General features: G+C 73.2%; 25 protein-coding genes. 15 read left to right on the top strand and 10 right to left on the bottom strand.

The genetic code is table 11. From position 1 onward, the window contains the following. Nucleotides 1-128: 128 nt before the first annotated feature. The 3 genes from ACZ501_RS30870 to ACZ501_RS30880 form a co-directional block, all read right to left on the bottom strand. Nucleotides 129-638 (bottom strand): RidA family protein, encoded by a 510-nt coding sequence (locus tag ACZ501_RS30870; RefSeq protein ID WP_361605799.1) that lies wholly within the window; start codon nucleotides 636-638, stop codon nucleotides 129-131. After that, on the bottom strand, nucleotides 635-2,848 hold the full coding sequence (locus ACZ501_RS30875) for a SpoIIE family protein phosphatase (protein WP_468799841.1): 2,214 nt from the start codon (nucleotides 2,846-2,848) through the stop codon (nucleotides 635-637). The genes ACZ501_RS30870 and ACZ501_RS30875 overlap by 4 nt, the downstream gene beginning before the upstream one ends. A 396-nt stretch (nucleotides 2,849-3,244) precedes the next feature. Beyond that, complete coding sequence (locus tag ACZ501_RS30880; RefSeq protein WP_468799843.1) at nucleotides 3,245-3,928, bottom strand: maleylpyruvate isomerase N-terminal domain-containing protein; 684 nt, start codon at nucleotides 3,926-3,928, stop codon at nucleotides 3,245-3,247. A gap of 316 nt (nucleotides 3,929-4,244) precedes the next feature. Between ACZ501_RS30880 and ctaC the strand changes: the two genes are divergently transcribed. From ctaC to ACZ501_RS30900, 4 genes are all read left to right on the top strand, one after another. Beyond that, entirely contained in the window at nucleotides 4,245-5,219 is a 975-nt protein-coding gene (gene ctaC / locus ACZ501_RS30885; protein ID WP_468799845.1) for an aa3-type cytochrome oxidase subunit II, read from the top strand. A 190-nt stretch (nucleotides 5,220-5,409) separates the two neighbouring features. Then, a complete protein-coding gene (locus ACZ501_RS30890) occupies nucleotides 5,410-6,474 on the top strand; it encodes a hypothetical protein (RefSeq protein WP_468799847.1) in 1,065 nt (354 codons plus the stop codon). A gap of 53 nt (nucleotides 6,475-6,527) precedes the next feature. Then, nucleotides 6,528-7,127: a hemerythrin domain-containing protein gene (locus tag ACZ501_RS30895; RefSeq protein ID WP_468799849.1), complete on the top strand. Its 600-nt coding sequence runs from the start codon at nucleotides 6,528-6,530 to the stop codon at nucleotides 7,125-7,127. A 167-nt stretch (nucleotides 7,128-7,294) separates the two neighbouring features. Further along, nucleotides 7,295-7,828: a DUF6328 family protein gene (locus ACZ501_RS30900; protein ID WP_468799851.1), complete on the top strand. Its 534-nt coding sequence runs from the start codon at nucleotides 7,295-7,297 to the stop codon at nucleotides 7,826-7,828. Here the strand turns inward: ACZ501_RS30900 and ACZ501_RS30905 are convergent. After that, nucleotides 7,784-7,975: a hypothetical protein gene (locus ACZ501_RS30905; protein ID WP_361609696.1), complete on the bottom strand. Its 192-nt coding sequence runs from the start codon at nucleotides 7,973-7,975 to the stop codon at nucleotides 7,784-7,786. The genes ACZ501_RS30900 and ACZ501_RS30905 overlap by 45 nt on opposite strands. Nucleotides 7,976-8,347: 372 nt before the next feature. Here ACZ501_RS30905 and ACZ501_RS30910 point away from each other — a divergent pair, with 372 nt between their 5' ends. The 3 genes from ACZ501_RS30910 (at nucleotide 8,348) to ACZ501_RS30920 (ending at nucleotide 10,828) form a co-directional block, all read left to right on the top strand. After that, nucleotides 8,348-8,722, top strand: a complete 375-nt coding sequence (locus tag ACZ501_RS30910) for an STAS domain-containing protein (RefSeq protein WP_361609694.1) — start codon at nucleotides 8,348-8,350, stop codon at nucleotides 8,720-8,722. Between the two features lie 126 nt (nucleotides 8,723-8,848). Beyond that, complete coding sequence (locus tag ACZ501_RS30915; protein ID WP_361609692.1) at nucleotides 8,849-9,403, top strand: phosphatase PAP2 family protein; 555 nt, start codon at nucleotides 8,849-8,851, stop codon at nucleotides 9,401-9,403. 318 nt (nucleotides 9,404-9,721) lie between these two features. After that, the gene (locus ACZ501_RS30920; RefSeq protein ID WP_468799853.1) at nucleotides 9,722-10,828 is read left to right on the top strand and encodes a DUF1360 domain-containing protein; all 1,107 of its coding nucleotides are present in this window, start codon (nucleotides 9,722-9,724) and stop codon (nucleotides 10,826-10,828) included. A gap of 8 nt (nucleotides 10,829-10,836) precedes the next feature. Here the strand turns inward: ACZ501_RS30920 and ACZ501_RS30925 are convergent, their stop codons facing one another. From ACZ501_RS30925 to ACZ501_RS30935, 3 genes are all read right to left on the bottom strand, one after another. Continuing rightward, on the bottom strand, nucleotides 10,837-11,184 hold the full coding sequence (locus tag ACZ501_RS30925) for a hypothetical protein (RefSeq protein ID WP_468799855.1): 348 nt from the start codon (nucleotides 11,182-11,184) through the stop codon (nucleotides 10,837-10,839). Between the two features lie 4 nt (nucleotides 11,185-11,188). Beyond that, nucleotides 11,189-12,928, bottom strand: a complete 1,740-nt coding sequence (gene ctaD / locus ACZ501_RS30930) for an aa3-type cytochrome oxidase subunit I (protein ID WP_468799857.1) — start codon at nucleotides 12,926-12,928, stop codon at nucleotides 11,189-11,191. A 208-nt stretch (nucleotides 12,929-13,136) separates the two neighbouring features. Beyond that, nucleotides 13,137-14,483, bottom strand: a complete 1,347-nt coding sequence (locus ACZ501_RS30935) for a serine/threonine-protein kinase (protein ID WP_468799859.1) — start codon at nucleotides 14,481-14,483, stop codon at nucleotides 13,137-13,139. Between the two features lie 234 nt (nucleotides 14,484-14,717). On the opposite strand from ACZ501_RS30935, the gene ACZ501_RS30940 reads away from it, so the two are divergent. After that, entirely contained in the window at nucleotides 14,718-15,887 is a 1,170-nt protein-coding gene (locus ACZ501_RS30940) for a carboxylate-amine ligase (protein WP_468799861.1), read from the top strand. 14 nt (nucleotides 15,888-15,901) lie between these two features. Here the strand turns inward: ACZ501_RS30940 and ACZ501_RS30945 are convergent, their stop codons facing one another. Then, nucleotides 15,902-16,804 carry a PaaX family transcriptional regulator C-terminal domain-containing protein gene (locus ACZ501_RS30945; protein ID WP_468799863.1) on the bottom strand — a complete coding sequence of 301 codons (903 nt, stop codon included), beginning with the start codon at nucleotides 16,802-16,804 and terminating at the stop codon, nucleotides 15,902-15,904. Then, nucleotides 16,801-17,445: a GNAT family N-acetyltransferase gene (locus ACZ501_RS30950; protein ID WP_361608987.1), complete on the bottom strand. Its 645-nt coding sequence runs from the start codon at nucleotides 17,443-17,445 to the stop codon at nucleotides 16,801-16,803. The genes ACZ501_RS30945 and ACZ501_RS30950 overlap by 4 nt, the downstream gene beginning before the upstream one ends. A gap of 107 nt (nucleotides 17,446-17,552) precedes the next feature. Here ACZ501_RS30950 and ACZ501_RS30955 point away from each other — a divergent pair, with 107 nt between their 5' ends. The 3 genes from ACZ501_RS30955 to ACZ501_RS30965 all read left to right on the top strand — a co-directional run bounded on the left by ACZ501_RS30955 (nucleotide 17,553) and on the right by ACZ501_RS30965 (nucleotide 20,896). Next, the gene (locus ACZ501_RS30955) at nucleotides 17,553-18,617 is read left to right on the top strand and encodes an alpha/beta hydrolase family protein (RefSeq protein WP_468799865.1); all 1,065 of its coding nucleotides are present in this window, start codon (nucleotides 17,553-17,555) and stop codon (nucleotides 18,615-18,617) included. A gap of 111 nt (nucleotides 18,618-18,728) precedes the next feature. Then, entirely contained in the window at nucleotides 18,729-19,523 is a 795-nt protein-coding gene (locus tag ACZ501_RS30960; RefSeq protein WP_361608983.1) for a bestrophin-like domain, read from the top strand. Between the two features lie 119 nt (nucleotides 19,524-19,642). Beyond that, nucleotides 19,643-20,896, top strand: a complete 1,254-nt coding sequence (locus tag ACZ501_RS30965; RefSeq protein ID WP_468799867.1) for a flavin-containing monooxygenase — start codon at nucleotides 19,643-19,645, stop codon at nucleotides 20,894-20,896. 9 nt (nucleotides 20,897-20,905) lie between these two features. On the opposite strand, the gene ACZ501_RS30970 is transcribed toward ACZ501_RS30965, so the two are convergent. Further along, nucleotides 20,906-21,625 carry an NADPH-dependent F420 reductase gene (locus ACZ501_RS30970; RefSeq protein ID WP_468799869.1) on the bottom strand — a complete coding sequence of 240 codons (720 nt, stop codon included), beginning with the start codon at nucleotides 21,623-21,625 and terminating at the stop codon, nucleotides 20,906-20,908. Nucleotides 21,626-21,718: 93 nt separating this feature from the next. Here ACZ501_RS30970 and ACZ501_RS30975 point away from each other — a divergent pair, with 93 nt between their 5' ends. The 4 genes from ACZ501_RS30975 (at nucleotide 21,719) to ACZ501_RS30990 (ending at nucleotide 25,654) form a co-directional block, all read left to right on the top strand. Further along, nucleotides 21,719-22,675, top strand: a complete 957-nt coding sequence (locus ACZ501_RS30975; RefSeq protein WP_468799871.1) for a helix-turn-helix transcriptional regulator — start codon at nucleotides 21,719-21,721, stop codon at nucleotides 22,673-22,675. 359 nt (nucleotides 22,676-23,034) lie between these two features. Next, complete coding sequence (gene sigK, locus ACZ501_RS30980) at nucleotides 23,035-23,622, top strand: ECF RNA polymerase sigma factor SigK (RefSeq protein ID WP_468799932.1); 588 nt, start codon at nucleotides 23,035-23,037, stop codon at nucleotides 23,620-23,622. After that, nucleotides 23,619-24,368, top strand: a complete 750-nt coding sequence (locus tag ACZ501_RS30985) for an anti-sigma factor (protein WP_468799873.1) — start codon at nucleotides 23,619-23,621, stop codon at nucleotides 24,366-24,368. Before sigK ends, ACZ501_RS30985 begins: the two co-directional genes overlap by 4 nt. A 164-nt stretch (nucleotides 24,369-24,532) precedes the next feature. Further along, nucleotides 24,533-25,654, top strand: coding sequence for an aromatic acid exporter family protein (locus ACZ501_RS30990; RefSeq protein WP_468799875.1), 1,122 nt, complete (start codon nucleotides 24,533-24,535; stop codon nucleotides 25,652-25,654). The last annotated feature ends 134 nt before the right edge of the window (nucleotides 25,655-25,788 follow it).

Below are 25,788 nucleotides of genomic sequence, written 5' to 3' on the forward strand. Positions count from 1 at the left end.
CTGTACTAGCGGACCCGCGGACGGCCCGCCTCTTCCCTGACACGCGCCGGCGGACCCCCGAGGGGGCGGGGACCCGCCGCCTCGGGGGTCCCCGGTGGTCCTCGCCGCAGGGACAGGAGTCCGCTCGGTCAGGAGCGAGGTGAGACCTGGACGATGGCTTCGATCTCCACGAGCTGCTCGGGGACGGACATGTCGGAGACGCCGACGATGGTGTCGGTCGTGCGGTGGTTGCCGACGTACTCCTTGTGCAGCCTGGCGGCCGTGTCGAAGTTCTGGCGCAGGTCCTTGGTGAAGATCTTCATGCTGATGATCTGGCTGCGCGGGACCCGGTAGTGCGCGAGGACCTTGTCCAGGTTGTCGAACGAGGTGCGCACCTGCTTCTCGAAGTCGCCGGCGCCGACGAAGTTCCCGGCCGCGTCGTGGGACACCTGCCCGGAGATGTAGATCGTGTCCCCGGCCCTGATGCCCTGCGAGTACCCGTAGGACTCCTCCCACGGCACCCCGAAGGTGAAGTGGTCCCATCCGCGGCGGGCCTGGTCCTGCGCGCTGGCTCCCTGCGGTCCCGTGAAGGTGATCATCGCCGCCACGATCGCGGCCACCACCGCGCCGATGCCGAAGCTGCGCCTTGACTTGGTCATTCCTCGTGTCCTTTCGTCCCCAGCGGAGCCGTGCAGCCTTGACGCTGACACGACAGAGGCGAGGACTCCTCGAACGGGGATCGAGCGGACGTCGCCCGGATGAGGAGCAGGGCGATGTCGTCGTGGCGGGGTGCGGATCGCTCGGCGTGCTGGAGGAGGGCTTCGGCCACGGCGTTCAGGTCCTCGGGCCGCGCGGCGTCCAGTTGGGCGGCGAGCGCGGCGGTGGCGTGGTCGATGTCGGTACCGGGGCTTTCCACGAGTCCGTCGGTGTAGAGGGCGAGAAGGGCGCCGGGCGGGAACGGGATGTCGGTGGTGGGGTAGTCGGCGTCCGGGTCGATGCCCAGCAGCAGGCCGGGAGACAGGGGGACGGTGCGGGACCGACCGTCGGGGTGGCGCAGCAGCGCAGGGGGGTGTCCCGCGGTGGCCAGCTGGGCGCGGTGGTGGGTGAGGTCGAGGCGGGCGATGAGGCAGCTGACGAAGAGGCCGGGGCTGAGGTCGACGAGGAGGCGGTTCGTGCGGGCGAGGATGTCGCCGGGAGAAGCGCCGGCGGTGACGTGGGCGTGGACGGCGGTGCGGACCTGGCCCATGAGGGCGGCGGCGGTGGTGTTGTGGCCCTGGACGTCGCCGATCACCGCGACGGCCGTCGTGGGCGTGGAGCGGATGAGGTCGTAGAAGTCGCCGCCGATGTCCATGCCGTGGCCGGCGGGCTTGTAGCGGGCGGCCGTGTCCAGGCCCGGGACGTGCGGCAGGGTGCGGGGCAGCAGGGCGGTCTGCAGGGTGTGGGCGAGGGCGTGCTTGGCGTCATAGAGGCGGGCGCGGTCCAGGGCCTGGGCGATCAGCCCGGCCAGTGAGGTGAGCAGGGCCCGCTCGGCGGGCGGGAACGCGCGGGGAAGATCGTAGCCCAGGACCATCGATCCGACGGGGCGGCCTGACACGGTCAGGGGCAGGAACGCCCAGGAGGCCATCCGGTCCAGGCGGACAGCCGGCGGGTGCGCCCGCTTGAGGTCGGCGAAGGTGGGGAAGAAGCCGGGCGCACCGGTGGTGACGGCGTGCACCGCCGGGATGTCGGAGGTCAGGGACGCCGCGTCGAAGTGCGCCATCAGTTCGGCGCTGTAGCCGCGGTACCCGGTGATCCGCAGGCGTCCGTCCTCCACGGTCATCAGGGCCAGGGCCTTGGGGCCGAAGGCCGGCACGATCTGGTCGGCGGCCAGTTCGACCACGTCCTTGACGCCGGCGGCCTCCGCGAGGGCAGTGGCGACGTGCGTCAGGTGGTACAGCGCCGCCGCGCCGACGGGCTCGGCGGAGGACGGATGTCCCGGCGCGGCCGCGGGACCGGCGGCGGGAGAGATGTGGACACTGATGCCGGTGTCGTCCGGGTAGAGCTGGAACGAGAGCCGTGTGCCGGGTGGGCGGGTGGCGGTGAAGGACGTCGGCTGGCGGGCGACCACCGCTGCCCGGTAGCGGTCTTCGAACACCGGGTCCCGCAGCCACGGGAGCACCTCCCAGGGACGTCTGCCGAGCAAGGAGGCGGACGCGGCCCCGACCAGCTCGGTGCCGGCCGGGTTGATGAAGGTGAGCCGCCCGTCCAGGTCGAGAGCGCAGCAGCCCACGGGGAGGCGCCGGGTGAACCCCAGGGCGGCCAGGGCCTGCACCGGATCGGCTTCCCGGGGGTCCGGCGGCGGCAGCCGGCGCGGTTCGTCCGGGATCCGCAGGGGACGGCCCCTGTCGGCAGCCTGCCTGAGGAAGGCCGCCGCACGACGGCAGCCGGCGGTGATCGTCTGCTCTTCGGCCGGGCTCAGGTGCGGTGGGTGCCAGACGGGCCACAGCAGCACCACCCCGCCGTAGGCAGTGGTGCCGGCGGCGATCGGGGCTGCGGCGAGCATGAAGTCGTACGGCAGGACGATGCCGAGGCGGGGGTAACGGCGGGCGACGTCCTCCTGGTTGCCGAGCCAGACCAGTCGCCGGTGGCGGACGGCGTCCGCCACCGGAATCGTGGCGTCGAGGGGGATGCGGGCCCACGGAGCGGCGATACGCCGGGACACACCCGAGATCAGTACGAGGTGCAGGACCCGCTCCCCCGGCGCCAGCAGGTACACCATCCCGACCGAGGCACCCGTGTCCCTCAGGATGTCGCCCAGCACGTCATCCGGTAAATCCGCACCCGGGCCGGGCCCGCCTCCGGGGGAGGGAACGTGCGCCTGGCCGGTCATGCGTTCCGTCCGGCCACCGCAGCGCCGCGGGTGCCTGTGACGCGTCCCCGGGCCGCCTCGGCGCCGGCGCCCAGCGCCGTCGCGGTCCGTGCCCGGCCGGCCCCGGTCCTCCGGTCCGCCGGCACCGCTGCCCGCGCCGGCTGTCCGGCCGGGTCCGGCACGCCGGCCACCGCCGCGGCGCGCTGCCGTGGCCGCGTACCGCACCCGTCGCACCGCACGTCGCCCATATACGGACGATAAGCCTGCCGTGCGGTGACGGCACCCGTTCCTCCGCCCCGGTGCGGCGGGCGGCGGGACGCGCCGTGTCGGCTGCCGGGTCGCGGCTCGCCGGTGCCGCTTCGTGCCGCGCGGCTGCCTTCGGTTCCTGCGGTCGGCCGCAGGTCCGTCGTCCCGCCGTCAGCCCAGTGTCAGCCACCGGATGCCGAGCCGTTCGACCTCGGCGGTCTCCGCCGCCCCGAGCGGCTCGCGCCCGGTGGCCTTGCGCAGGAACGTGACCCGGTCCCAGCCGAGTGCGGCGGGCACGGCCATCCGGTCCGGGCCGAGCAGCAGCTCCAGGACGGCGTCCGCGGCCTGCGGGGTCAGCCACGGCTCGCGACCCAGCCCCTCGGCGAGGTCCAGGCCGTGGACGGCGACCTCCACGACCCGGGTGAGCAGGAACTGCGACAGGAGCATCGCATCGCCGTGCCGAGTACGCACGACGCGGGTCTCGGGCTCGGCACGGCACAGGCGGTCCACCAGCTGCCAGGTCTCGGCGAAGTCCTCGGCGAGCGCGGCACCGCCGGCCCGGCCGGCCGCGTGGCCCTGCGCCAGGGCGATGCGGGCCGTGTTGGTCTCCGGGGCAAAACGGTCGTCGGGCCGGTAGTACTCCACTGCGGACACCTCGGCGTGGTCCGGCGACGGAGCGTCCAGCATGTCCGGCAACCAGGCGATCACCACGCACACATGGCCCAACAGCTCTCGTACGGACCACGGTTCACACCGTGTCGGGAGATCCCACTGCGCCTCCGGGAGGCCTGTGACCGCCCGGGAGAGTTCTTCGGCTTCGCAGCGGAACGCCTCCAGCACCTGGCTCTGATTCATGATGATCAAGCTATCAACCCACCCCGCCGCCCGGGGCGTGGGGCCGGGGAGCCGGGGGAGGCCGGCGGCCGCGACGTCCGTGACGGCCGAACGGGTGAGCGCGGCGCGGCGCGGACCCGCGCAGGGCTGGTGCCCCGCGGTTCGTCCCGACAATGGTCGCTGCGCTGCCGTTGGCGGGGCCGTCCGGGAGTCGTGTCCGGCCTGCCTCCCACGACCTGCCGCACCGCGGTCCCCACCTCGTGTCCGGTTCAGGTCAGCGACGGCGAGGACACCGCCGTCGTCCGACCGGTGTCCGGACAGGCTTTCAGGAGGCGCAGTGGAGGGCAACGGCTGGACCCGCGCACGGCGGGCCGCGAGGCGGCGGAGAGCGGGGCAGGTGCTCCTGGCGTGTCTGGTCCTGTCGACGACTTCGGGCTGTGAATACACGTGGCAGAGCTTCCCGCGTCTGGGGATGCCGACCCCCGTCACGGAAGAAGCGCCCAGGATCCTGTCCTTGTGGCAGGGTTCCTGGGCGGCGGCGCTCCTCGTGGGGCTGCTCGTGTGGGGGCTGATCATCTGGGCGGTGATCTTCCACCGGCGCACCAGGACCAAGGTCGAGATCCCCCCGCAGACCCGGTACAACATGCCCATCGAGGCCCTGTACACGGTGGTCCCCCTGATCATCGTCTCGGTGCTCTTCTATTTCACCGCCCGTGACGAGGCCAAGCTCCTGAGCCTCTCCGCCAAGCCCGCCCACACCATCAACGTGGTCGGCTTCCAGTGGAGCTGGGGTTTCAACTACATCGAGGACGTGGACGGCAGCGCCGGCACCGGCGACGCGAAGGCCGACCGCGCCCTGCACGTCATCCCGGCCAGGTTCAGCAACGCCTTCCCCGAGGGCGCCGAGGGCGTCTACGACGTCGGTGTCCCCGGAACGCGCAACCCGCAGACGGGCAATCCGGGGCCCACCCTCTGGCTTCCGAAGGGGGAGAAGGTCCGCTTCGTCTTGACCTCCAGGGACGTCATCCACTCCTTCTGGGTGCTGCCGTTCCTGATGAAGCAGGACGTGTTCCCAGGGCACAACGTCAACGTCTTCGAGGTGACGCCCAGCCGGGAGGGCACCTTCAGGGGCAAGTGCGCGGAGCTGTGCGGCGTCGACCACTCGCGCATGCTCCTCAACGCCAAGGTCGTCTCCCCGACACGGTACCGGCAGCACCTCGCGGAGCTGGCGGCCGCGGGCAAGCGCGGCTTCATCCCTGCGGGCATCGACGTCGCCGAACCGGTCAAGAACTCCGAGCCGCGCAAGCTGTGAAGGTGACGACGCCCTCCGGCCGCACCGCCCGAGCAGTCGGGCCGGCGCGCCCGGAGGGCGTCGTCCCGCACGGGCCGCTCGGCTGAAAGGGTGGGGTTGCCGGACCCGCGGCCGGTCCGGCGCCGCACGGGTGGGCGGCTGCTGAAGGCTGGAGGAGGCCGGGAAGGCCTGTGCCTGGATCACGGCCTTCGTGCAGCCGTCCGGCGGCATGGGATCCCGGGCCCCCTGCCGTCCCCGGGGCATCGCGCCCGGGACCAGGAACCGCTCGGAAACCGGTGACCGTCATGTCCCCCTGGACCGCCAGCTGCGCAGCTGGCGTGAGCTGAACGTCTCCCCGATCGACCCGGACGCGAGCGACCCGTACACCCGGTGCCGCATCATCGCGATGAACGGCATCGAGGTGGAGGCCATCCTCTTCAGCCACGACCTCGCGCGCAACTGTGTGGATCCCGAGGTGAAGCGGCAGCTGGCCGGCACCCGTTACATCGAGGCGCAGCAGCAGAAGGTCGTGAACTGGCTGCTGCCCGGGGTGTCGTCGGTGCTGGAGACGACGATCGCGTACGAGCAGGTCGCGGTCGACCTGACGTCGTGGGTGGCGCGCATGGAACCCGACCCCTATCTGCGGCAGGCGTACGAGTTCGGGGTGCTGGAGGACTTCGACCACCTGTACCGGTACGCGAACCTGTACGAGATGATCGAGCACCGCAAGGCCGAGGCGATCGTGGACGGCCTGACGGAGGTGATGCCGGGGCGCCCGACCCGGATGCACCACCGCGATCCGGCGGACAACGTGCGCGATGCCTACGACAAGGAGCAGCTGGTCACCCACGAGTACAACGAGTGCTACCTCTACCACTCCTTCATGGAGCAGGAGAGCCACCCCAAGGTGAAGGCCGTGTGGGAGCTGCACCTGAACATGGAGCTGGAGCACCTGCGGCTCGCGTGCGACATGATGCGGCGCCACGACGGGCGCGATCCCGAGGAGATCCTCGCGCCGGAGCTGCCCGACGTGCTCACCTTCGAGCCGAACAAGGCCTACCTGCGCGAGCTCCTGGCCACGCAGATGGACCTGACCACGCTGGGTGCCGGCTACGTACGGGAGGCGCACGAACGGTTCGAGGACATGCAGGCGCGGATCCACGACGGGGAGGCGCCGCCCAGCGACCGGGTCGTCGAACAGCACCAGGAGATGTTCGGACGGGACCACCGCGTGGAGACCGAGGGGCCGCATCCCGACCCGTCGCAGCGCACGTGAGCCGACCCAAGACCCGGGTGCCGCCGGCACCTTCGCACTCGCAGGAGGATCGTGTGCAGGACGACGAGAACCAGGTGGGTGACCCTGCGGCCGGGGAGGACGTGGTGGCTCTGCTGGTACGCCAGCACGGGCAGATCCACACCCTCTTCGACGAAGTACGGCTGAGCCGGGGCGAGACCCGCAAGGACGCCTTCGACCGCCTGGTGCGGCTCCTGGCCGTCCACGAGACGGCGGAGGAGGAGGTCGTCCATCCCCATGCCCGCAGGGCCTTCGACGGTGGTGAGGACGTCGTGCAGGAGCGGCTCGCCGAAGAGAACGCGGCCAAGGAGCTCCTGGCGCGCCTCGACGGCATGGACACCGGTGACCCGAAGTTCATGCCGGCGCTGCTTTCCCTGCGCGATGCCGTCCTCGCGCACGCCCGTGCCGAGGAACGCTACGAATTCGCGCAGCTGCGCCGCAGCAGCTCCCGAGCCCGGCTGATGACCATGGCCAAGGCGGTCAAGGCCGCCGAGAAGATGGCACCGACCCACCCGCATCCGGGGGTGGAGAGCGCTTCGGCCAACATGGTGCTGGGCCCCGTGGCCGCCCTGGTGGACCGGACCCGTGACGCCATCCGAGGAGCCATGGCCAAGGACACGGACCCGGACGCCTGAGGAAGCCCCCGCCCCCCAGGCCGGCTGCGGGGGCGGAAGTTACGGGGCAGGTGACGCGGGTAGGCGCGAGTCGGGGGCATGGAAAGCCTCAGGAGGTGACCGACCATGGTCGCGGATGACCTGGCTCGTGCGCTCGGTGGTGCCCCGTGATCGCCCGGGCGTCGAACGTGGGGCAGCGTCGGGAAACGTGCGACGAGCGGGCCGACCGCCTCTGGGTGGAGCTGATGCACGAGGCGCGGACCGTCCTCACGGCCGTGCAGTTGCTGCTCGCCTTCCTGCTGGCCGTCGTGTTCACCCCCGCCTACGGCCGGCTGAACGACACCGACCGGTTTCTCTACCTGGTGTGCGTGCTGTGCGGGGCCGCTGCCATGGCGGCGCTGACCGGCCCGGTGGCACTGCACCGGCTCGTCACCGGGCTGGAGCTGAAACCAGAAGCGGTCGCCTGGGCATCCCGCCTCGTCGCGGTCGGCCTGGCGCTGCTCCTCGGGATGACCTCCCTGGGCCTCCTGGTGGTCCTGCGCCAGATCACCGGTGCGGCCCCGGCCGTCGTCCTGGACGCGACCCTGGTGCTCTGGTGCGTCGCGTGCTGGATCGCCCCCGCCCTCGTGCTGCGGCACAGGCACAGCGCGCGCCCTGGCGCGCGCCCTGGAACCCCGTCATCCGCCACCGGCGACCGGCTTGCGGCGCGCCGCCGCGGGTGACGCGGAGGCACCGTCGTCCTTGTGCACGCCTTCCATCAGGTCGAACATCTGGTCGATGACCCTGTGGAATTCCTTCCACGGCGTCGGGCGGTCCTTGCCGGCGGCGGGGGTGTCCGTCGGGCGTGCGCCCGCTCGTTGCGAGGCCATGCTCCACCTCTTGAGCTCATCAGCCGGCTCTGTGCCGGTTCCGGTCACGCGTGATCGCCGCGTGGCCAGTGCGTCTTCCCCTGCTCCGGCGATTCATGCGGAGCAGGGGGCGCGGTGGCCCTCTGCCGCCTCCCCCTCGGCGAGCGCCTCACCGGGCCCGTGTGCGTGCGGCCCCCACCAGCGCTTATGCCCCCGCCCGGGTGCGGGGCGTAGGGTGGGAACTGCCGTTGGCGACCACCGCGCTGCCGCATCCCCTCGGACGAGAGGGCGCTCCGGGTACGGACCTCTTCAACCGCACGGCCCGCACGAGGGACCGTGCACTCCTTCCCCGCCCACGGGAACAGGAGGGCTCCACCCGACCCGGAGGCTGGCATGTTCCAGATGCTCTACGCCGCGCATCCCGCTGACGCCCGGCACCCCGCGCACGCACTTGCCCAGGCGAGCGCGCGCCCGCTCGACACACCGCCGGGAACGGTGCTGGTCCGGGTCAGCGGGGAGCTGGACCTGGACACCGTCCACGTCCTGCGCACCGCCCTCACCGCCTACCAGGCCCAGCGGACCATCGTCGACCTCAGCCGCGTCACGTTCGCCGACAGCAGTCTCTTCCACACCCTGCACGACCACCGCGACCAGCGCCTGGTCCTCACCGGCCCCTGCACCCGCCAGCTCGCCGAAGTGCTCGCTCTGACCGGCGCCGCCGACCTCTTCCCCCTCGCTCCCGACTCGGAGGCCGCCCAGGCGATGTGACCGGGACTCGGCCCCGCTCACGGCTTCCGGGGGCGGGTGTCGGCGGGCCCTCCCCGGGTAGGCCACGGAGGGGCCTGGTACCGGGCCCGGCATGCCGGGCCGCAGAGCGAGAAGGGACGTGACCGCATGGGGGTTCTGGCCGTGCTGCGCGGTGGTGACCACCGGCTGACCCGGCGCGTCGCCGCCTGGGACCTGCCCGGTGTACGCAGGTTCCTGCCCGCGGTCGAGGAAGCGGCCGAGCACACGAAGCTGTGGTGGGCGGCGGCCGTCGTCATGGCGGCGGGCGGCGGGTGGCGCGGCCGCAAGGCGGCGGCCGCCGGGATCGCCGGTATGGCGATCGCCGAAGTGCTGTCCAACGGCGTCGCGAAACAGCTGGTCAAGCGGCCCCGGCCGCCCGCTGAGTGGTTCCCGGACGATGATGTCCAGGACCGGCCCGACAGTTCCTCCTTCCCCTCCGGCCACACGGCGGCCGCTGTGGCGTTCACCGCGGCCGTGGCGTCCTGCTGGCCGTGGGCGGGGGCGGTGTGTGCCGTGCCCGCGGCGCTGGTGGCTGTCGAGCGGGTCCACCGCGGTGCTCATTACCCCTCGGACGTCGCGGCCGGCGCTGCGATCGGTGGCGCTGCCGGCGCCGTGGTCCGGATGGCTCCCCGCCTCCTGGCCCGCCGCTGGGGGCCGGCCTGACCCCCCTGCGGGGGTACCTGCGCCCGTGCGGATCCGTCGGCCCGCACGGTCCGGGACGACCGCGACCGACGGTCGAGCCCGATGGGGGTGACGGTCTGCCCCGTCCTCACATGAGGCGGCCGGGAGGGGGCATGCGCCGCCCATGAACCGCTTTTCCCCCGTGCGGCACGCACGGTCCGACCCGTTCTCCTCGCGACGCCCGGTGGGCGGGACGGCGTCATCGGTGCCCCGGTGCCGACGGCTGCCCGTCTCCTTCCAGGAGGAGAAATGACGCGGGCGGCGGCTGTGGGCCGTGTCCTCGCCTATGCGGTCGCACGCGTGCGGCGTCGTCCCGCCCTCCACCCCGACGGGCTGGTGATCAGCGGTACGGTCGATGTCACTCCCCCGGCAGGGAAGGTGTGGGCGGTTCCCCTCCTCGACGAGCCCGGGCGGTACGAAGCGGTCGTGCGGTGGTCCCGCGCGGCCGGTCTGCCCAGCCCGCTGCCCGACGGGATGGGGCTCGCCGTACGGGTCCTGGACGCGGGCGGCGGACGGCCGTTCGACGTGCTGCTGACCTCCAGCGGGACCGCCCGGCTGACCCGCCACCTGCCCCTGCCGCGACGGCATGCCACCGCCCCGTACAGCACCCTCACGAGCTACCGCTTCCCCGACCGGGAGCGGGTCATCGCCGCATTGCCCGTGGCGGGCGAGCGGCGGCTGCCCGCCGATCTCCGCGCACTCGCCGCCTCGTTGGAGGAGGGGCCGGTCCGGTACCGGCTGTGCGCCGCCGCTGCCGGTGAGGCCTGGCGCCCGTTCGCCACCCTGACGCTGCGTGCCGGCCCCGAGCCGGCGCCGCAGGCGCCCCTCGCGTTCGATCCCTACGTCAACTGCCTGGCGGACCTGCCTCCCGGCCGCGCTCTGCGGGCGTTGCGCGAAGCCGCCTACGACGGTTCACGGCGGGGCCGCGCGGCGGCCCCGCAGGGGGAGCCCGCGCCGAGGCACGGGCTCACGCTCGCGGCCTTCGCGGCCTACTCCGGCGGCTGGGCCCTCCTGGTACGGCGCCGCGGCCACCCGGGCGAGGGTCCCGTCGCACTGCCGGAGCTGCTGGTGACGGCGGCGGCGACCTTCCGGCTGACCCGCCTGCTCGGCAAGGCCAAGGTCACCCGCCCCCTGCGCGCCCCCTTCACCGAGGTGGAGGAGGAAGGGGCGCCGGCAGAACTGAACGAGGTGCCCAAGGCCGGCCACCCCACCGTCGGCGCACTGCTGACCTGCCCCTTCTGCCTGGGCGTGTGGGTCGCGACCGCTCTCACCGCAGCGCGCATGGTCTGGCCGCGGGCCACCTCGGCAGCGGTGCGCACGCTGGCCGCGGTCGCCGTTTCCGACGCCCTCCACCTGGGCTACACCGCTCTCGTCGACGCCGCGGAGGCGGACGAGCCCTCGGCCTGAGCAGGCCCCTACGGTCTGGTCAGGAGCAGGGCGAGGACGCTGCCCGCGGCCAGGGGCGCCAGGACGAGCCAGAAGAACAGGAGGCGCTTGCGGAGGGTGCCGTAGCGGGCCTCGTACTCGGCTTCCAGTTCCCGGCTGCGCGTCACGATCGCGGTCATGGCGTCCTTGTGGAGCCGCAAGTGGTGTGCGGCGACCATGCGTGCGACCTCCTCCTGTTCCGCGCGCCCCAGCCACGTCAGGCGGCGCGCCAGGGCTTCGGCCTGCGTCTGCGCTTCGTGGAGGGCCGCCCGGCTCATCAGGTAGCCCTCGAGCCGGGCCAGGCCCGCGGCCGTGTCCCGCGGGGAGGGGCGTTCCACGGGGCTACCTGGGCTTGCGGCCGTCGGGGCCGACGTCGCGGGGCGGGGAGAGGGCCTGGTCCTGGTCGACGACGTCGCGCCGGCCCTCGTTCTCGCTGCGTTCGAGGGCGGCGATCTCGGGGTGGTGGAGGTCGAAGGCGGGGGATTCGGAGCGGATGCGCGGCATCGTCAGGAAGTTGTGGCGCGGGGGCGGGCAGGAGGTGGCCCACTCCAGGGAGCGTCCGTACCCCCAGGGGTCGTCGACGGCGATCCGGGGGGCGTCCTTGGCCGTCTTCCACACGTTGTAGAGGAAGGGCAGCGTGGACAGTCCCAGGAGGAAGGCGCCGATGGAGGAGAGCGTGTTCAGGGCGGTGAAGCCGTCGGCGGCGAGGTAGTCGGCGTAGCGGCGGGGCATGCCTTCCGCTCCGAGCCAGTGCTGGACGAGGAAGGTGGTGTGGAAGCCGATGAACAGCGTCCAGAAGTGGATCTTCCCGAGGCGTTCGTCGAGCATGGTGCCGGTCATCTTCGGCCACCAGAAGTAGAAGCCGGCGAACATCGCGAAGACGACCGTGCCGAAGACCACGTAGTGGAAGTGCGCGACGACGAAGTACGAGTCCGTGACGTGGAAGTCCATGGGGGGCGAGGCCAGGATGATGCCGGTCAGTCCGCCGAAGAGGAACGTGACCAGGAACCCGATCGACCACAGCATCGGCGTCTCGAAGGAGATGGACCCCTTCCACATGGTGCCGATCCAGTTGAAGAACTTGACGCCGGTCGGCACGGCGATCAGGAAGGTCAAGAAGGAGAAGAACGGGAGGAGGACGGCGCCGGTGGCGAACATGTGGTGCGCCCACACCGTCAGCGAGAGCCCGGAGATCGCGATGGTCGCGCCGATCAGGCCGAGGTAGCCGAAGAGGGGTTTGCGGGAGAAGACCGGGAAGATCTCGGTCACGATCCCGAAGAACGGCAGGGCGATGATGTAGACCTCGGGGTGCCCGAAGAACCAGAACAGGTGCTGCCACAGCAGCGCTCCGCCGTTGGACGGGTCGAAGACGTGCGCGTCGAAGCGCCGGTCGGCCTCCAGCGCCAGCAGCGCCGCCGCCAGCACGGGGAAGGCGAACAGGACCAGGACGGACGTCAACAGGATGTTCCAGGTGAACACCGGCATCCGGAACATCGTCATGCCGGGCGCGCGCATGCAGATGATCGTGGTCGCGAAGTTGACGGAGCCGAGGATGGTGCCGAAGCCGGACAGCGCCAACCCCATGATCCACATGTCGCCGCCGACGTAGGGGGTCCGTTCGCCGCCGGAGAGCGGGGCGTAGGCGGTCCAGCCGAAGTCGGCGGCGCCCTGGGGGGTGAGCAGGCTCGCCACCACGATGAGGCCGCCGAAGAGGAACAGCCAGAAGGACAGCATGTTCAGCCGGGGGAACGCCACGTCCGGGGCGCCGATCTGGAGGGGCATGATGGCGTTGGCGAAGCCGGCGAAGGTGGGGGTCGCGAAGAACAGCAGCATGATCGTGCCGTGCAGGGTGAAGACCTGGTTGTACTGCTCGCTCGAGACGATCTGCATCCCCGGCCGCGCCAGCTCGGCGCGCAGGAGCAGCGCCAGGACGCCGCCGATCAGGAAGAACCCGAAGGACGCGATCAGGTAGAGGTGTCCGATCTTCTTGTGGTCCGTCGTCGTCAACCACGTGACGACCACCTGCCCGGGCGTCCGCCCGGGCATCGGTACGGGAGCGATCGGCTCGGTCGTCGTCTCCATGCGTGGCCTTTTCCGGCGAAGGGGCGCGGCGGGCGTGCCGGCACCGGGAACCGGCGCCTCGCACACCTCGTGCCTGTCTACCGGCCGCAGCCGCCCGGTGGCCGCTGACCCGCGGGCGCGTACAGGTGAACCGCTCCGTCATGCCCCGCCGCGCGGGCACGGGGCGTCAGGCTCCTTGCATGCCGAGGCGGTCCGGAGGCCCCTTCGGTCAGTTCGGGCGCCCCTTCTCCTTCTTGCCCTTCGCCTTTCCGCGGTTGTCCTTGGTCACGGCCGGCTTCGTTCCCGCCGGTTGGTCGTCAGCCCGTGGCGGGGCGGGGGGATCGCCGTGGGTGGAGGACGGCCCTGGTTCCGGGGTCGTGGACCGCGCCGGGGCCCCCGCGTCACGGATGTCGGACGCCGAGGGCGGCGGGGGTGCCGGGGGCGTGGGCCGGGGGGCTGCCGCCTCGGTGCCCGGTGACGGGGTCAGGCTGTGGACGGTCTGCGAGGCGGGAGGTGCCTTGTCGCCTCCCGGAAGGCCGCCTGTCAGGAGCGCGCAGGCGCCCGCGACACTCACCGCCGCGAGCCCCATGGCGGCCGCACGCCGCCGCGTGGCGTGCCTGCGCCACGCTGGTGCGTCCGCTCGCGCGGTCGGTACGGCGGAACGTGCGGCCGCGAGGGGCGGTGAGGGCCTGCGGTGCGTCGAGGTGCCGGTGTCCGCCGTGTCGACAAGGGCGGCGCGGGGTGCCGGTGGGCGCGCGATGTCCTGGAGGCGCAGGTGGGCACGGGCGGCGTCGGGGCGCGCCTGCGGGTCCTGTTCGGTCATCGCCTTCAGCAGTCTGCCGAGGCCGCCCGGCAGGCCGTCGGGCAGCCGGGGCGGGCGGAGCAGGTGGGCGGTGCCGACCTCGACGGGGCTCCCCTGGTACTCGCGGCGGCCGGTGAGCGCTTCGATCAGGGTCAGCCCCAGGGCGTAGACGTCGCTGGCCGGACTCGCGCCCTGGCCGAGGAACTGCTCGGGGGCCATGTAGGCGAGGGTGCCGACCAGGGTGTCGGGCGCGCTGTGGGACCGGTCGTGCACGGTCCTGGCCAGCCCGAAATCGGCCAGGTGGGGGCAATCACCATCGGGGAGGAGGACGTTGGAGGGTTTCACGTCGTGGTGGATGATCCCGTGGGCGTGGACGTGGTCGAGTGCCGAGGCGAGGTCGGCGCCGAGCCGTGTCACCTGGACGGGGCTGAGCGGGCCGGCGTCCATGCGGGTGCGCAAGGTGACGCCCCGGATCAACTCGGTCACCATGAAGGCGCCTCGTCCGTGACGGCCGGCGTCGTAGACGGTGACGAGGGCGCGGTGGGAGAGCCGGGCCAGCGTGCGGGCTTCGTCGCAGAAGCGGTCGGCGGTGACGGTGTCCGTGCCGGCGCGGAACACCTTGACGGCGACCTCACGGCCCAGCACCTCGTCGACGCCGCGGAAGACGTCAGCCGTACCGCCGGATCCGATGAGGGCCTGGAGGCGGTAGCGACCGCCCAGCAGGGCGTCGTGGCCGGGCTGTGCTCCGTACGTGGGGGCGGGCGGGGCCGACATGCGGGATCCTCTCCACTCGCGGACGGTTCCCCCGCGTGTGCCCGTCAGGATCGGCGTTACGCAGCTCCGCCCCCAACGGCCGTCGCTGCGAGGGGCCAGGGAGAGGCGGGAGGGTGCACGGCGGTGGTGCCGGTGGGGCCGCAGGCCGTGGCGGGGATGCGGGTACGCGCCTCACCTGGGCTTCTTCCGGCCAATTCGCTGGTCGCCGTTACCGTAAGTGACACACTGGTCGCCATGAAGAGCGAGCAGCGGACATCCGCCCCCGCCCCCTCACCGGCGGTCCACGCCCCCTCCTCCCCTCGCACCGGTGCCGTGCCCGCGGTGCGGGTGGGCGTGGAGGAGGAATACCTCGTCATCGACCCCGTGTCCCGGCAGCTCAGCACCCGGGCGGACAAGGTCGTCGCCGAAACGGCCGCGGAACTCGGCGACCGGGCCACCACCGAACTGACCCGTTACCAGGTCGAGGTCCGGACCCACCCCCACACCAGCCTCACCGCCCTCGACGAGGACCTGCGCCACACCCGCCGCGCCGTCGCACGCGCCGCCGCCCGCCTGGGACTGCGCGTCATCTCCAGCGGAACACCCGTCCTGGGGCAGCACACTCCCCCGCCGCTGGCAGCCGGACAGCGCTACGCGCAGAGCCTGGCCACCTTCCGCGCCCTGGACCACGAACAGACCGTGTGCGCCTGCCACGTCCACGTCGAGGTCCCCGACCTCACCACCGCGCTCGCCGTCAGCAACCACCTGCGGCCCTGGCTGCCCGCACTCATCGCCCTGAGCGGCAACTCGCCCTACTGGGACGGCCGGGACACCGGTTACGACAGCTGGCGCACCCTGAGCTGGGGACGCTGGCCGGTGGCCGGGCCCCCGCCCTATTTCGAATCCGCCGGCCACTACGAGGACCTCGTCGGCCGGCTCGTCACGAGCGGCACCGTCCTGGACCGCGCCGGCGTCTACTGGGACATCCGCCCCTCCCACCACGTGCCGACCCTGGAAGTCCGCGTCGCCGACGCCGCCCCCACGGTGGACGACACCCTCGTGCTGGCCGGCGCCGTCAAAGGCCTCGCCACCGCTGCCCTCACCGCCGTACGCGACGGACGGCCGGGGCCGCGGCCGGAGGCGGAGATGCTGCGGGCCGCCTACTGGCGCGCCGCGCGCGACGGCGTACGGGGCCGGAGCATCGACCTTCCCTCCGGCCGGCTCCGGCCCGCCTCCCGCTGCCTCGACGAGCTGTGGAGCAGCGCCCTGCCCGCCCTGGGCCCCGACGACCTCACCACCGTCCGAGCGGCTCGGCAGCGCCTGGCCGGACAGGGCAACGGCGCCGACCGCCAACGCGCCGCCTACCGCCGGCTCCACAGCCACCTCGACGTCGTCGACCACCTCGTCCGGCAGACCACCAGCTGACCCGGTCCTCGCGGTCAGCCGCGCCGCGGGGCGTTTCGTCCCGTCTGCGCGGCGCGCTCTGCCGCTTCGCGGGTGATGTCGGCGTAGAGGCGGAAGAGGGCCGGACGGGCTTCGCCGCCGTCCCGTTCGTGGAGGGCCGCCCAGCTGAGGGCGATGAGCTCCCGCGCCTCGGTGCCGGGCCACGGCCGGGGCAGGAGCTCCGGAGGCAGCAGCGGGTCGGGCTCCATGGCGCGGGTGAGTTCGGCGGCCAGCTCGACCGCGAGGGTGAGGAGGGCCGACGGGGAGAGGGCCGTGGCGTCGGTGAGCCGGGCGAGGCGGGGCCGGGTGAGGCGGCTCAGGCGGTGGTAGCGGTCGGCGACCTCCCGCAAGGGCCACAGGAGGGAGGCGAGCGCGGCAGGCTCCCGGGCGTCGCCCCTGCGCAGGTCCGTCGTGGTCAGGAGGGTGAGCGCGCCATGGGCGCCGAGGCGGTGGGCCGCTTCCTCGACGTACGGTTCCCAGGCGTTGGCGCACACGTAGAGCCCGCCCTGGAGCGCTGCGCCTCCCAGGTGTACGAGCGTCTCGCGCAGGGAGTCCCGGACCGTACGCGCCGATTCGGGGACCGCGAAGGCGGCCAGGTGCCAGACGCCGTCCCAGGGGGCGAGCCCGGCGTCCTGCCGGAAGGCGTGCCGGACGAAGTCGGCGTTGGGGGCGAGGGTGCGCATGGTGTCCGCCGTCGCGTGCAGCTGCGCCTTGCGGCCACGGCCCTGATGGGTGAACCGGCCGTCGGCCACGAGGCGTTTGATGCACAGCCGCACCTGCTGGTCGCTCATGCCCAGCGTGTTGGCGACGGCGTACAGCTCCTGCGCGTCGACGGTGGCGTCCTCGCGGATCAGCGCATGGACGAGCATGCGGGTGGGGATCTCGATGTGCTCGGTCATGGTGTGCGCGTTCCTCTCGGCCCGTTCGCCCCGACGGGGCGGTGCATGGTGGTCACCGCGCCGAACCCCAGCAGCCGGCGCAGGTAGGGCGTGGGCTCGGTGCGCACCGCGGTGAAGCCGCGTCGCTCGTACAGCTGCCTCGCGCGCGGGTTGGTGTCGATGACGTCCAGTCTGATCTGGCGGCAGCCCTGCTCCGCCGCGACGGCGGCCACTTCCTCGATGAGCGCACTGCCGACGCCGCGGCCGCGCAGGCCCGGTTCCACGGCTATCCCGTCCATGACGAGCTGCCCGGGGGCCGGGTGGCGTTCGAACAGGGCGAGGACGAGGAGGCGGTGCAGCCCTCGCAGGTGGCCGTAGGCGTTCAGGACGGCGGAGGCCGATCCCCCGGTGAGGGCCCGGCCGCCGAGCTGGTAACCGGCGAGGCCGACGAGCCGTCCGTCCAGGACCGCGCAGACCGCCCGGTCGGCGTTGAGGTGGGCGGCGAGGAAGGCCACCGCCTTGTCCGGCGGATTCAGGGCGGGGCCGAGCTTGCGCCCGAAAGCGCCCCAGTACAGCTCCGCGGCCCGCCGCTCCGCTCCGGCCGGGATCCCCCGCCGGACCACCAAGGGCCCGGTACCACTGCCCGGCACGTCCGCTGCCATGTCGTACTCCCCTCTTCGCGACCCTCATCTCGAACTATCATCGCATCTACGATCGTATGCGTAGTGATAGTTTTCTAGGCACGTCCCCGAACAGAGGCGGTCAGCTGATGTGTCCCAAGGTCCGGTCCCGACGGCGCGGTCTCCGCATCACCCTGTGGTTACTCGTCGCGCTCCTGTTCACGGCCGCCGGCCTCGTGGGGGCGGTGCTGTGGCAGAACTCCTACGACGTGACCGAGCGACGGGTTTCGATCCGCCACGGCGGCCACACCCTCAACGGCGTACTCGCCACTCCCCGGGACGGCCGCGAACAGCACGGCCTGATCGTGTACGTCCACGGCGACGGCCCCATCGGAGCCACGCACGCCGGCGGGTACCGGCCCATGTGGGAGGCGAACGCCAAGGCCGGCTACGCCTCCCTGTCCTGGGACAAACCCGGCGTCGCCGGCGCACCCGGCGACTGGCTCTCCCAGTCCATGGACGACCGGGCCGACGAGGCGGCCGCCGCCATCGCCTGGGCCCGCGCCCGCCCGGACGTCGACCCCGCCCGGATCGGGCTCTGGGGTGCGAGCCAGGCGGGATGGGTCCTGCCGAAGGTCGCCGCCAGGACACCCGTCAGCTTCGTCATCGCCGTGTCGCCCGCGGTCAACTGGCTCCGGCAGGGCCGCTACAACCTCCTCGCGGAGCTGCGGGCCGACGGCGCGTCGGCAGCCCGCGTCGAGGCCGAGACCGCCAGGAGCGAGACCACCCGCCGCCTGCTGGAACGCCGGGCGCCCTTCGAGGAGTACGCGAGGGCCACGGGTGGTGACGTGCGGGGCATGACCGCCCGGCGGTGGGGCTTCATCTCCCGGAACTTCACCGCGGACGCCACGCGGGACCTCCCGGTCCTGCGCGGCGTACCCGTGCTGCTGGTCCTCGCGGGCCATGACGTCAACGTCGACACCGCGGACACCGAGCGCGTCTACCGCGGGGTGCTGGAGACGGGCGGCGCGTTGACGGTCGAGCGCTACCCGGATGCGAACCACTCACTGGTCAAGCAGTCCATCGGGGAGTCGGAACTCACGACCGCGCTCGTGGCGCTCTTCCGCCCCCGCTCCCTCTTCGCGGACGGATTCCTGGCCGACCAGCGCCGGTTCCTCGCCGAACCCGGCCGCGGCGGCACCACCCCTCCCTGACGCTCCGGCGGGGCGGCGCCGGTACGCAGGCCCCCCGGAGGAGACCGGGCCGGTCGCGGGCCGATGCGCGGGAGGCCGCTCTCTTCTCCGGGGGTCGTCGTTGGACAGGGCATGATCCTCTGGCTGTTGAACCACCTCAGCACGTTCTCCCTCGGCCTCCTCCTCGTCGGAGGCTTCGTCGCCCTCGCCCTCGGCGGCAGCGTGGCCGCCCGCCGCCGCTTCCCCCACCTCGCGGGCGGCGAGCACAACGAGATGGTCGGTGTCGCCCTCGGGATGTTCGGTGCGATCTACGGCATCATCCTCGCCTTCGTCGTGGTCACCCTCTGGACGCAACTGGAGACCACCCAGAACGTCGTCGCGAGCGAGGCCACCGACCTGGCCCTCGTCGTCCGCAGCGCCGAGGCCTTCCCGCCCGCCGAGCGCGCCCGCGTGGAACGGGCGGTCGGGAACTACGTGCACGCCGTCGTCGAAGTCCAGTGGCCCCTCATGCGCGAGGGCGAGCCGAGCTACGAGGCGACCGCCGCCCAGACGCACGCGATGTACACCGCGCTCCAGGCCTACGAACCGGTCGGCAAGCGCAGCGAGACCTTCTACACGGAGGCGGCCACCCGTCTCAACGACGTCGCCGGACAGCGCCGGGCGCGGGTCACCATGGCCGAGACCTCACTGCCGGGACTGCTCCAGGTGCTCGTCTACGGAGGGGCGTTGGTCATCCTCCCGCTGACCTTCCTGTTCGGCCTGCGCAGCCTGAGGATGCAGCTGCTCTTCGTGTCGGCGGTGGCCGGGCTGATCGGCTTCAGCCTGCTGCTGGTGATGGTGCTGGACCGCCCCTTCGCGGGGGAGCTCAGCGTGAGCCCCGCCCCGTACAAGGAGGCGGCCCTGGCCCAGTTCTGGCCGGCGCGGTAGCCCTGGGACGCGACGGCCGCGCGGACGACGGCTCGCCCGCCGTGCGCCCGGCGGCCAGAGGTTCGCCGTGTCCTCGACCGCAGGTGATCGTTTGCACACCGATGACGAAACCGACCGACATGACCCGAGCAGCCGTGGTCGACGCTCCGCCCGTGGTGGTCATCGGGGCGGGGCCGAGCGGCCTGGCCGTGGCTGCCATGCTGCACCGGGCGGCCGTGCCGGCGCTCGTGCTCGAACGCGGCGACCGGGTGGGGGTGCGCTGGGCCGAGCGCTATGACCACCTCGAACTGCACACCGCGCGTGGTGGTTCCCACCTGCCGGGACTGGCGCTGCCCCGCAGCTGCGGCCCCTGGGTGGCACGGGACGACTTCGTCGCGTATCTGGAGCGCTACCGGGCACTCCACGGGCTACGGGTGCGCGTGGGAACGGTGGTGCACCGCATCGAGCCGGGCGCGGCCGGAGCGGCGGCACGGTGGCGGGTGCACACCAGCGGTGGCGTCCTCGCGGCGCGGGCGGTGGTGGTGGCGACCGGGCGCTGCAACCTCCCCCGGATCCCGGACTGGCCCGGGCGGGACGCGTACGGCGGCAGGCTCCTGCATGCGGCCGACTACCGCAGTCCCGCGCCCTACCGCGGAAGGGCCGTGCTGGTCGTCGGCGCCGGGAACAGCGGCACGGAGATCGCGAGCGTCCTGGCGGCCGAGGGGGCCGAGAAGGTGTGGCTCGCCGTTCGCACCCCGCCGAACATCCTGCCGCGCGGCTCCAGCCGCTGGCACCTGGCCGGCCGGCTGACGGAGTTCCTGCCGCCGGCCTGGCGGGACCGGTCCGCACTGCTGACCCAGCGGTGCGCGGTGCCGGACCTCACGCCCTTCGGGATCCCGCGGCCCCGGACCGGGCCCTTCACCCGTAACGCGCGGGAGGGGAACAACCCCGTGCTCGACCACGGGTTCGTGGCGGCGGTGCGCTCCGGCGGGGTCGAACCCGTGGCAGCGGTGGCCGGTTTCGACGGGGCGCGGGTGCGCCTGGCAGACGGCTCCGTCCTGGTGCCCGACACCGTGATCGCCGCGACCGGTTACCGGACCGGGCTCGCGGAACTCCTGCCCGGTGTCGACGTCCTGGACGAGTCGGGGCGGCCGGTGGTCCACGGGGCGCAGACGAGTGCTGCCGCTCCGCACCTGTACTTCGCCGGCTTCACCAATCCGCTGAGCGGCGCGCTGTACCAGGCGGGTGTCGAGGCACGGGCCATCTGCCGGGCGCTCGCCGGCCGGACCGCGTTCGTCCCGGCGCAGCGCCGTGCCACCCGGGACCAGGACGCCCTCGCCCCCGTCCGGCTCCCGATGGGCGGAGCCACCGCCGGCGGGGCCGAGGGCACGTAGCGGGCCGGGTCAGCGGACCACCTTGAGGCCGAAGTGGCCGCCGAACTGCTGTCCGAGGCCGAAGCCGATGGCTGAGTGCAGGTGCGCGTACATCTCCATGCCGCGGGCGCACACCAGGGGGCCGAGGTCGAGGACGTCGCTCCAGCCGTAGGACTCCAGCAGGTCGGCGGTCTGCTGCTTGGCGTCCGCGTGGTCGCCGGCGACGAACATGGTGTGGTCGCCGCCGCCGACGGCGGCCGGATGGACGACGGTGGCCTGCTCCTGGGTGACGAAGCTCTTGACGACCTTCGTCGCCGGCAGGGCGCGCTGGATCTGCTCGGCGAGGCTGTCGGTGTCGCACGGCTCCAGCTTCGGCATGACGCCCCACGGCGTGGGCCAGGGGTGCTCGCTCCGGTGCTGGTAGACGTAGGGGACGGCGTAGTCGATCAGCGTCTTGCCGGCGAGCCCGTCCGCGATGGCGGTCAGGGCGGCGACGGCGTTGCGGCCGTCGATGCCGCCGATGACCAGACCGTCGGCGGCGGCCGCCGCGTCACCGAAGGTCAGCAGGGTGGTGCCCGGGTGGTCGGCCAGCCACTGGCCGTAGGGCGCGTTGCCCATCATGTCCGGCTCGGTGCGGGCGAGCGTGGCCTGCGGGTCGCGGGTGCCCACGAACACCTCGTGGCCGAGCTCGAGCAGCTTGGCCGTGTGCGCCCGGGCGCCGCCACCCGTACCGAGTACTGCGATCTTCATGGGGATACCTCCCGTTTTGCCGTGATTGGACAGCTCCACCGTAGGACCCTTTCAGGACAGGACATGTCCTTTGCCCCGGTCATAGTGGGAGCCATGACCAGTGACATGACGGCCCGCATGCTGCGACTGCTGTCCCTGCTGCAGACACGCCGCGAGTGGTCCGGCGCCGACCTCGCCGACCGCCTGGAGGTGACCGTCCGGACCGTCCGCCGCGACATCGACCGCCTGCGCGACCTGGGCTACCCCGTCGACAGCGCCCGGGGCCACGCCGGCGGCTACCGGCTGGCCGCCGGAACCGACCTGCCACCGCTCCTGCTCGACGACGGGGAAGCCGTCGCCATCGCCGTCGCGCTGCGCACCGCGGCCGGAGGCCTGACCGGTATCGAGGAGACCGCCCTGCGCGCACTGGCCAAACTCGAACAGGTCCTGCCCCGGCGCCTCCGCCCCCAGGTCACCGCCCTCCAGCACGCGGTCGCCGGGATCGCCTGGGAGGACCGCGGCCCCCGCGCCGATCCCGCCCTGCTGGCCACCCTCGCCCTCGCCTGCCGCGACCACGAGATCATCACCTTCGACTACACCACCCGCACCGCCACGACCGCTCCGCGCCGCGTCGAACCGCAGCACATCGTCGCCTCCGGCGACCTGTGGTACCTGCTGGGCCACGACACCGCCAGGGACGACTGGCGCATCTTCCGCCTCGACCGGATCACCGGGCCGGCCCTCACCGGACACCGCGCCCCTGCCCGCGACCTGCCCGGCGGCAGTCCCGCCGCCTTCGTCGCCGCCCGGCTGTCCGCCGCCCCCACCCGCCACCGTGCCGTCGCCACCGTCCACGCCCCCGCCGACCGCGTCGCGCGCAGCCGCCACCTGGCCACCCGCATCCGCCCCGTCGACTCGGCCACCTGTCTCGTCGACGCCTCGGACGACTCCCTCACCCGCATCGCCCAGACCTTGGCGGGCCTCACCGCCGACTACACCCTCGACGCCGACCCGGACGTCCTCGACCATCTGCGCGGTGCCGCCCGCCGCATCCTGCACGCCGCCGGCTGACCCGGCCGTCAGGTCAGGTCAGGGCCGGGCAAGAGGCCCGCAGCGCGACCGTGGCCGTCTATCCGGTGTGCCGAGCCGGGAACGCCTGCCCCCACCCGTCCCTTCACCGCCGCTCGGCCCGCCGGCTGGGCCGCACGCCCCGCCCCCCTCGAACGGCGTCGTCACCGGCGGCGAAGATGACGGAGCGCCCGCCCATCCGCACGCCCGTCCGCTACGAAGAACGTCCGAAGCACCCTCGGGGTCCATCCGGCCCCGATCCAGCGACCAGGACGAAGGACCGGCATGCGATGGACGCCCCTCCCCCCAACGGCCGCCCCCGGCCGCCCCTGCGCCTCCTCGCCACCCCCGGGGTCCGCCCGGTGAACCGACCACTGCCCTTCGGCACCGGCCCCGCCCCGGAGCACGGCGACCTCGCCGAGGTCATGAGGGACGTCGCCCACGGCGACAAACAGGCCTTCGCCGTGCTCTACGACGCCCTCGCGCCCCTGGTCTTCGGAATCGTCACCAAGGTCGTACGCGACCGCGCCCAGTCCGAGGAGGTCGCCCAGGAGGTCATGATCGACCTGTGGCGGCAGGCCGCCCGCTACCGGCCCGAGGCGGGCAGCGTCAGGACGTGGGCGGCGACGATCGCCCACCGGCGGGCGGTGGACCGGGTCCGCTCCGCCCAGGCGGCCGCCGACCGTGAGCAGGCCCAGGCCGCGCGCGAGCACACCACCGCCTTCGACGAGGTCGCCGAACAGGTCGAGACCCGCCTTGACAGCGAACAGGTCCGCCGCTGCCTGGGCGGCCTCACCGAACTCCAGCGCCAGGCCGTGACGCTGGCCTACTACCGGGGGCTGACCTACCGTGAAGTCGCCGAAGCCCTACGCACACCGCTTCCGACCATCAAGACACGCATGCGCGACGGCCTGATCCGGCTCCGCGACTGCATGGGGGTGACCACGTGAAACACCACGCATCCGACGCCCACACCCTCGCGGCCGCCCACGCCCTCGGCGCCCTGGCCCCCGACGAGAGGGAGGCCTTCGCACGCCACATGCAGGAGTGCGAAGCGTGCCGGCAGGAGGCCGCCGGGTTCGAGGCGACCGCGGCCCGACTGGCTGCGGCGGCCTCGCAGACACCGCCCGCGGCCCTGAAGCCCAGGGTGATGGCCGCCGTCGACGAGGTGCGCCAGCTGCCCCCGCACGTCCCCGCCGCCGCGCCCACCGCCACCCGCGTCGGCGCCCTGCGCCGCAGGGCCGTTCCGCTCGCCCTCGCCGCCACCGTGGCCGCCGCCCTGTTCGGCGGCGGCGCGATGTGGCAGCTGCGGCACGGGCGGGAACTGGAGCAGCGGGCCCGCCAGGCAGAACAGCGCCTGGACGCCGTCGGCACCGTCCTCGCAGCGCCCGACGCCCGGACGGTACACGGCCGGGCCGCGAACGGGGCCCTGACCACCGTCGTCGCCTCCGACCGGCAGAACCAGGCCGTCTTCACCGCGCGCAACCTGCCCGCCCCGGCCGCGGGGAAGACGTACCAGCTGTGGCTCGCCCACGGCGGCACGATGCGCCCGGCCGGTCTCGTCCACGGCGACGGCACCGTCCTCGTCGACGGCGACCCGGCCGGCGCGACCGCGATCGGCCTCACCCTGGAACCCGCCGCCGGTTCACCCCGGCCCACCACCGCCCCCCTTCTCCTGCTGGCCCTCCCCACCTGACCCCGCGGTTTACCCCGGCTCCCACCGGTCAGACGGGACAAGGAGATCAGCGACGGCGCACGGGCGCGGCCGGGCCTCGGGCACCCCGCCCTCCAGGCCGCCTCCCGGCGCCCGGCGAGGCGGGAGCGGCGAGGGTGCAGCGGTGTGACCACGTGTGGAGGACGATGACGGGTACGGTGCGGGACGCGGGCCGGTACGTGCGGCGCGCCGTGCGGGCCCCGGGCAGCGAGCGCGACGACGTGGTGCTCCACCTGAAGACCGTTGCGGCGGCGATGACCGCGTGGGTCCTGGCCCGCCACCTCCTGCCGCCGGCGGTATCCACGTTCGCCCCGTTCACCGCGCTGGTGGCGCTGCAGGCCACGGTGTACCGCTCCTTGCGGGACTGCGCGCAGTACCTCTTCGCGATGGCGGTCGGGGCGGCCCTGGCGGCGACCCTGGCGGCCGTCGCGGGCATCCACGGCTGGTCCTTCGGACTCCTGACGCTCCTGGCCCTGGCCGTCGGACGCTTCGGCAGTCTGGGCTCGCACGGCACGCAGGTCGCCATCGTGGGTTTCTTCGCCTTCTCCTCCGGCCACGGCAGGATCGACTACATCGGGCAACTCGTCGCGTCGGTCGGCATAGGTGCCGCCTGCGGGATCGTCGCGCACCTCGTCCTCGCACCCGCCCGGCACACCCTGCGCCGGCAGGAAGCGGTCGCCGCCCTCTTCACCCGCATCGAGCGGGGCGTCGGCGACCTGGCCGACGCGTTCGAGACCGACGCGCCGGACGGGGACCGGGTGCGCCGGCTGCGCGGCGACTGGCGCGGGCTGTCCGCGGACGCCGACCGCATCCGCCAGGCCGTGGACGCGGAGCTCGAGAACAGCCGCCTCAATCCGCGCCGCAGCATCGACGGCGCCCGCGAAGCCCTGCTGCGGGCGCGGAAGGCGCTCGACGTCGCCCAGCGCTGCCTGGACCACCTGCGCTCCGCCGGCCGCAGCCTCGACCACGCCCTCTCCGGCGGCGAGCGGGAAGCCCTGCCCCCTGAGTTCCGGCGCGCCTACACGGCGTTGCTGCGCACGGTGGCCACTGCGATGGACGCCATCGGTGAGAGCACGCGTACCGATCCCGGCCCCCTGCGGGCGGCCCTCGACCGGGCGTCCTCCGAACTCGCCCGGGCCCAGGAGCAGGCCGCGGCCTCCGCGGACCAGCCGGCCGTGACGGCTCTCCAGGGCACCCTCGTGACCGACGCGGGCCGTCTGCTGGAGGAACTCCGCGAGGGCTGCGGGGAACTGGAGCGCGCGGCCTGACGTACGTCCGCCGCTCGCCAGGCGAAGGGGTCGCGGGGAGGCCGAGGTGTGTGAGGGCCCGATCGTAGGCGGCGCGGTCGAAGACGTAGGTGACGTCGATGCGGGCGTACAGCGGCCCGCACTCCCACACCCCG

The sequence above is a fragment of the Streptomyces sp. NPDC034085 genome, from assembly GCF_055575555.1.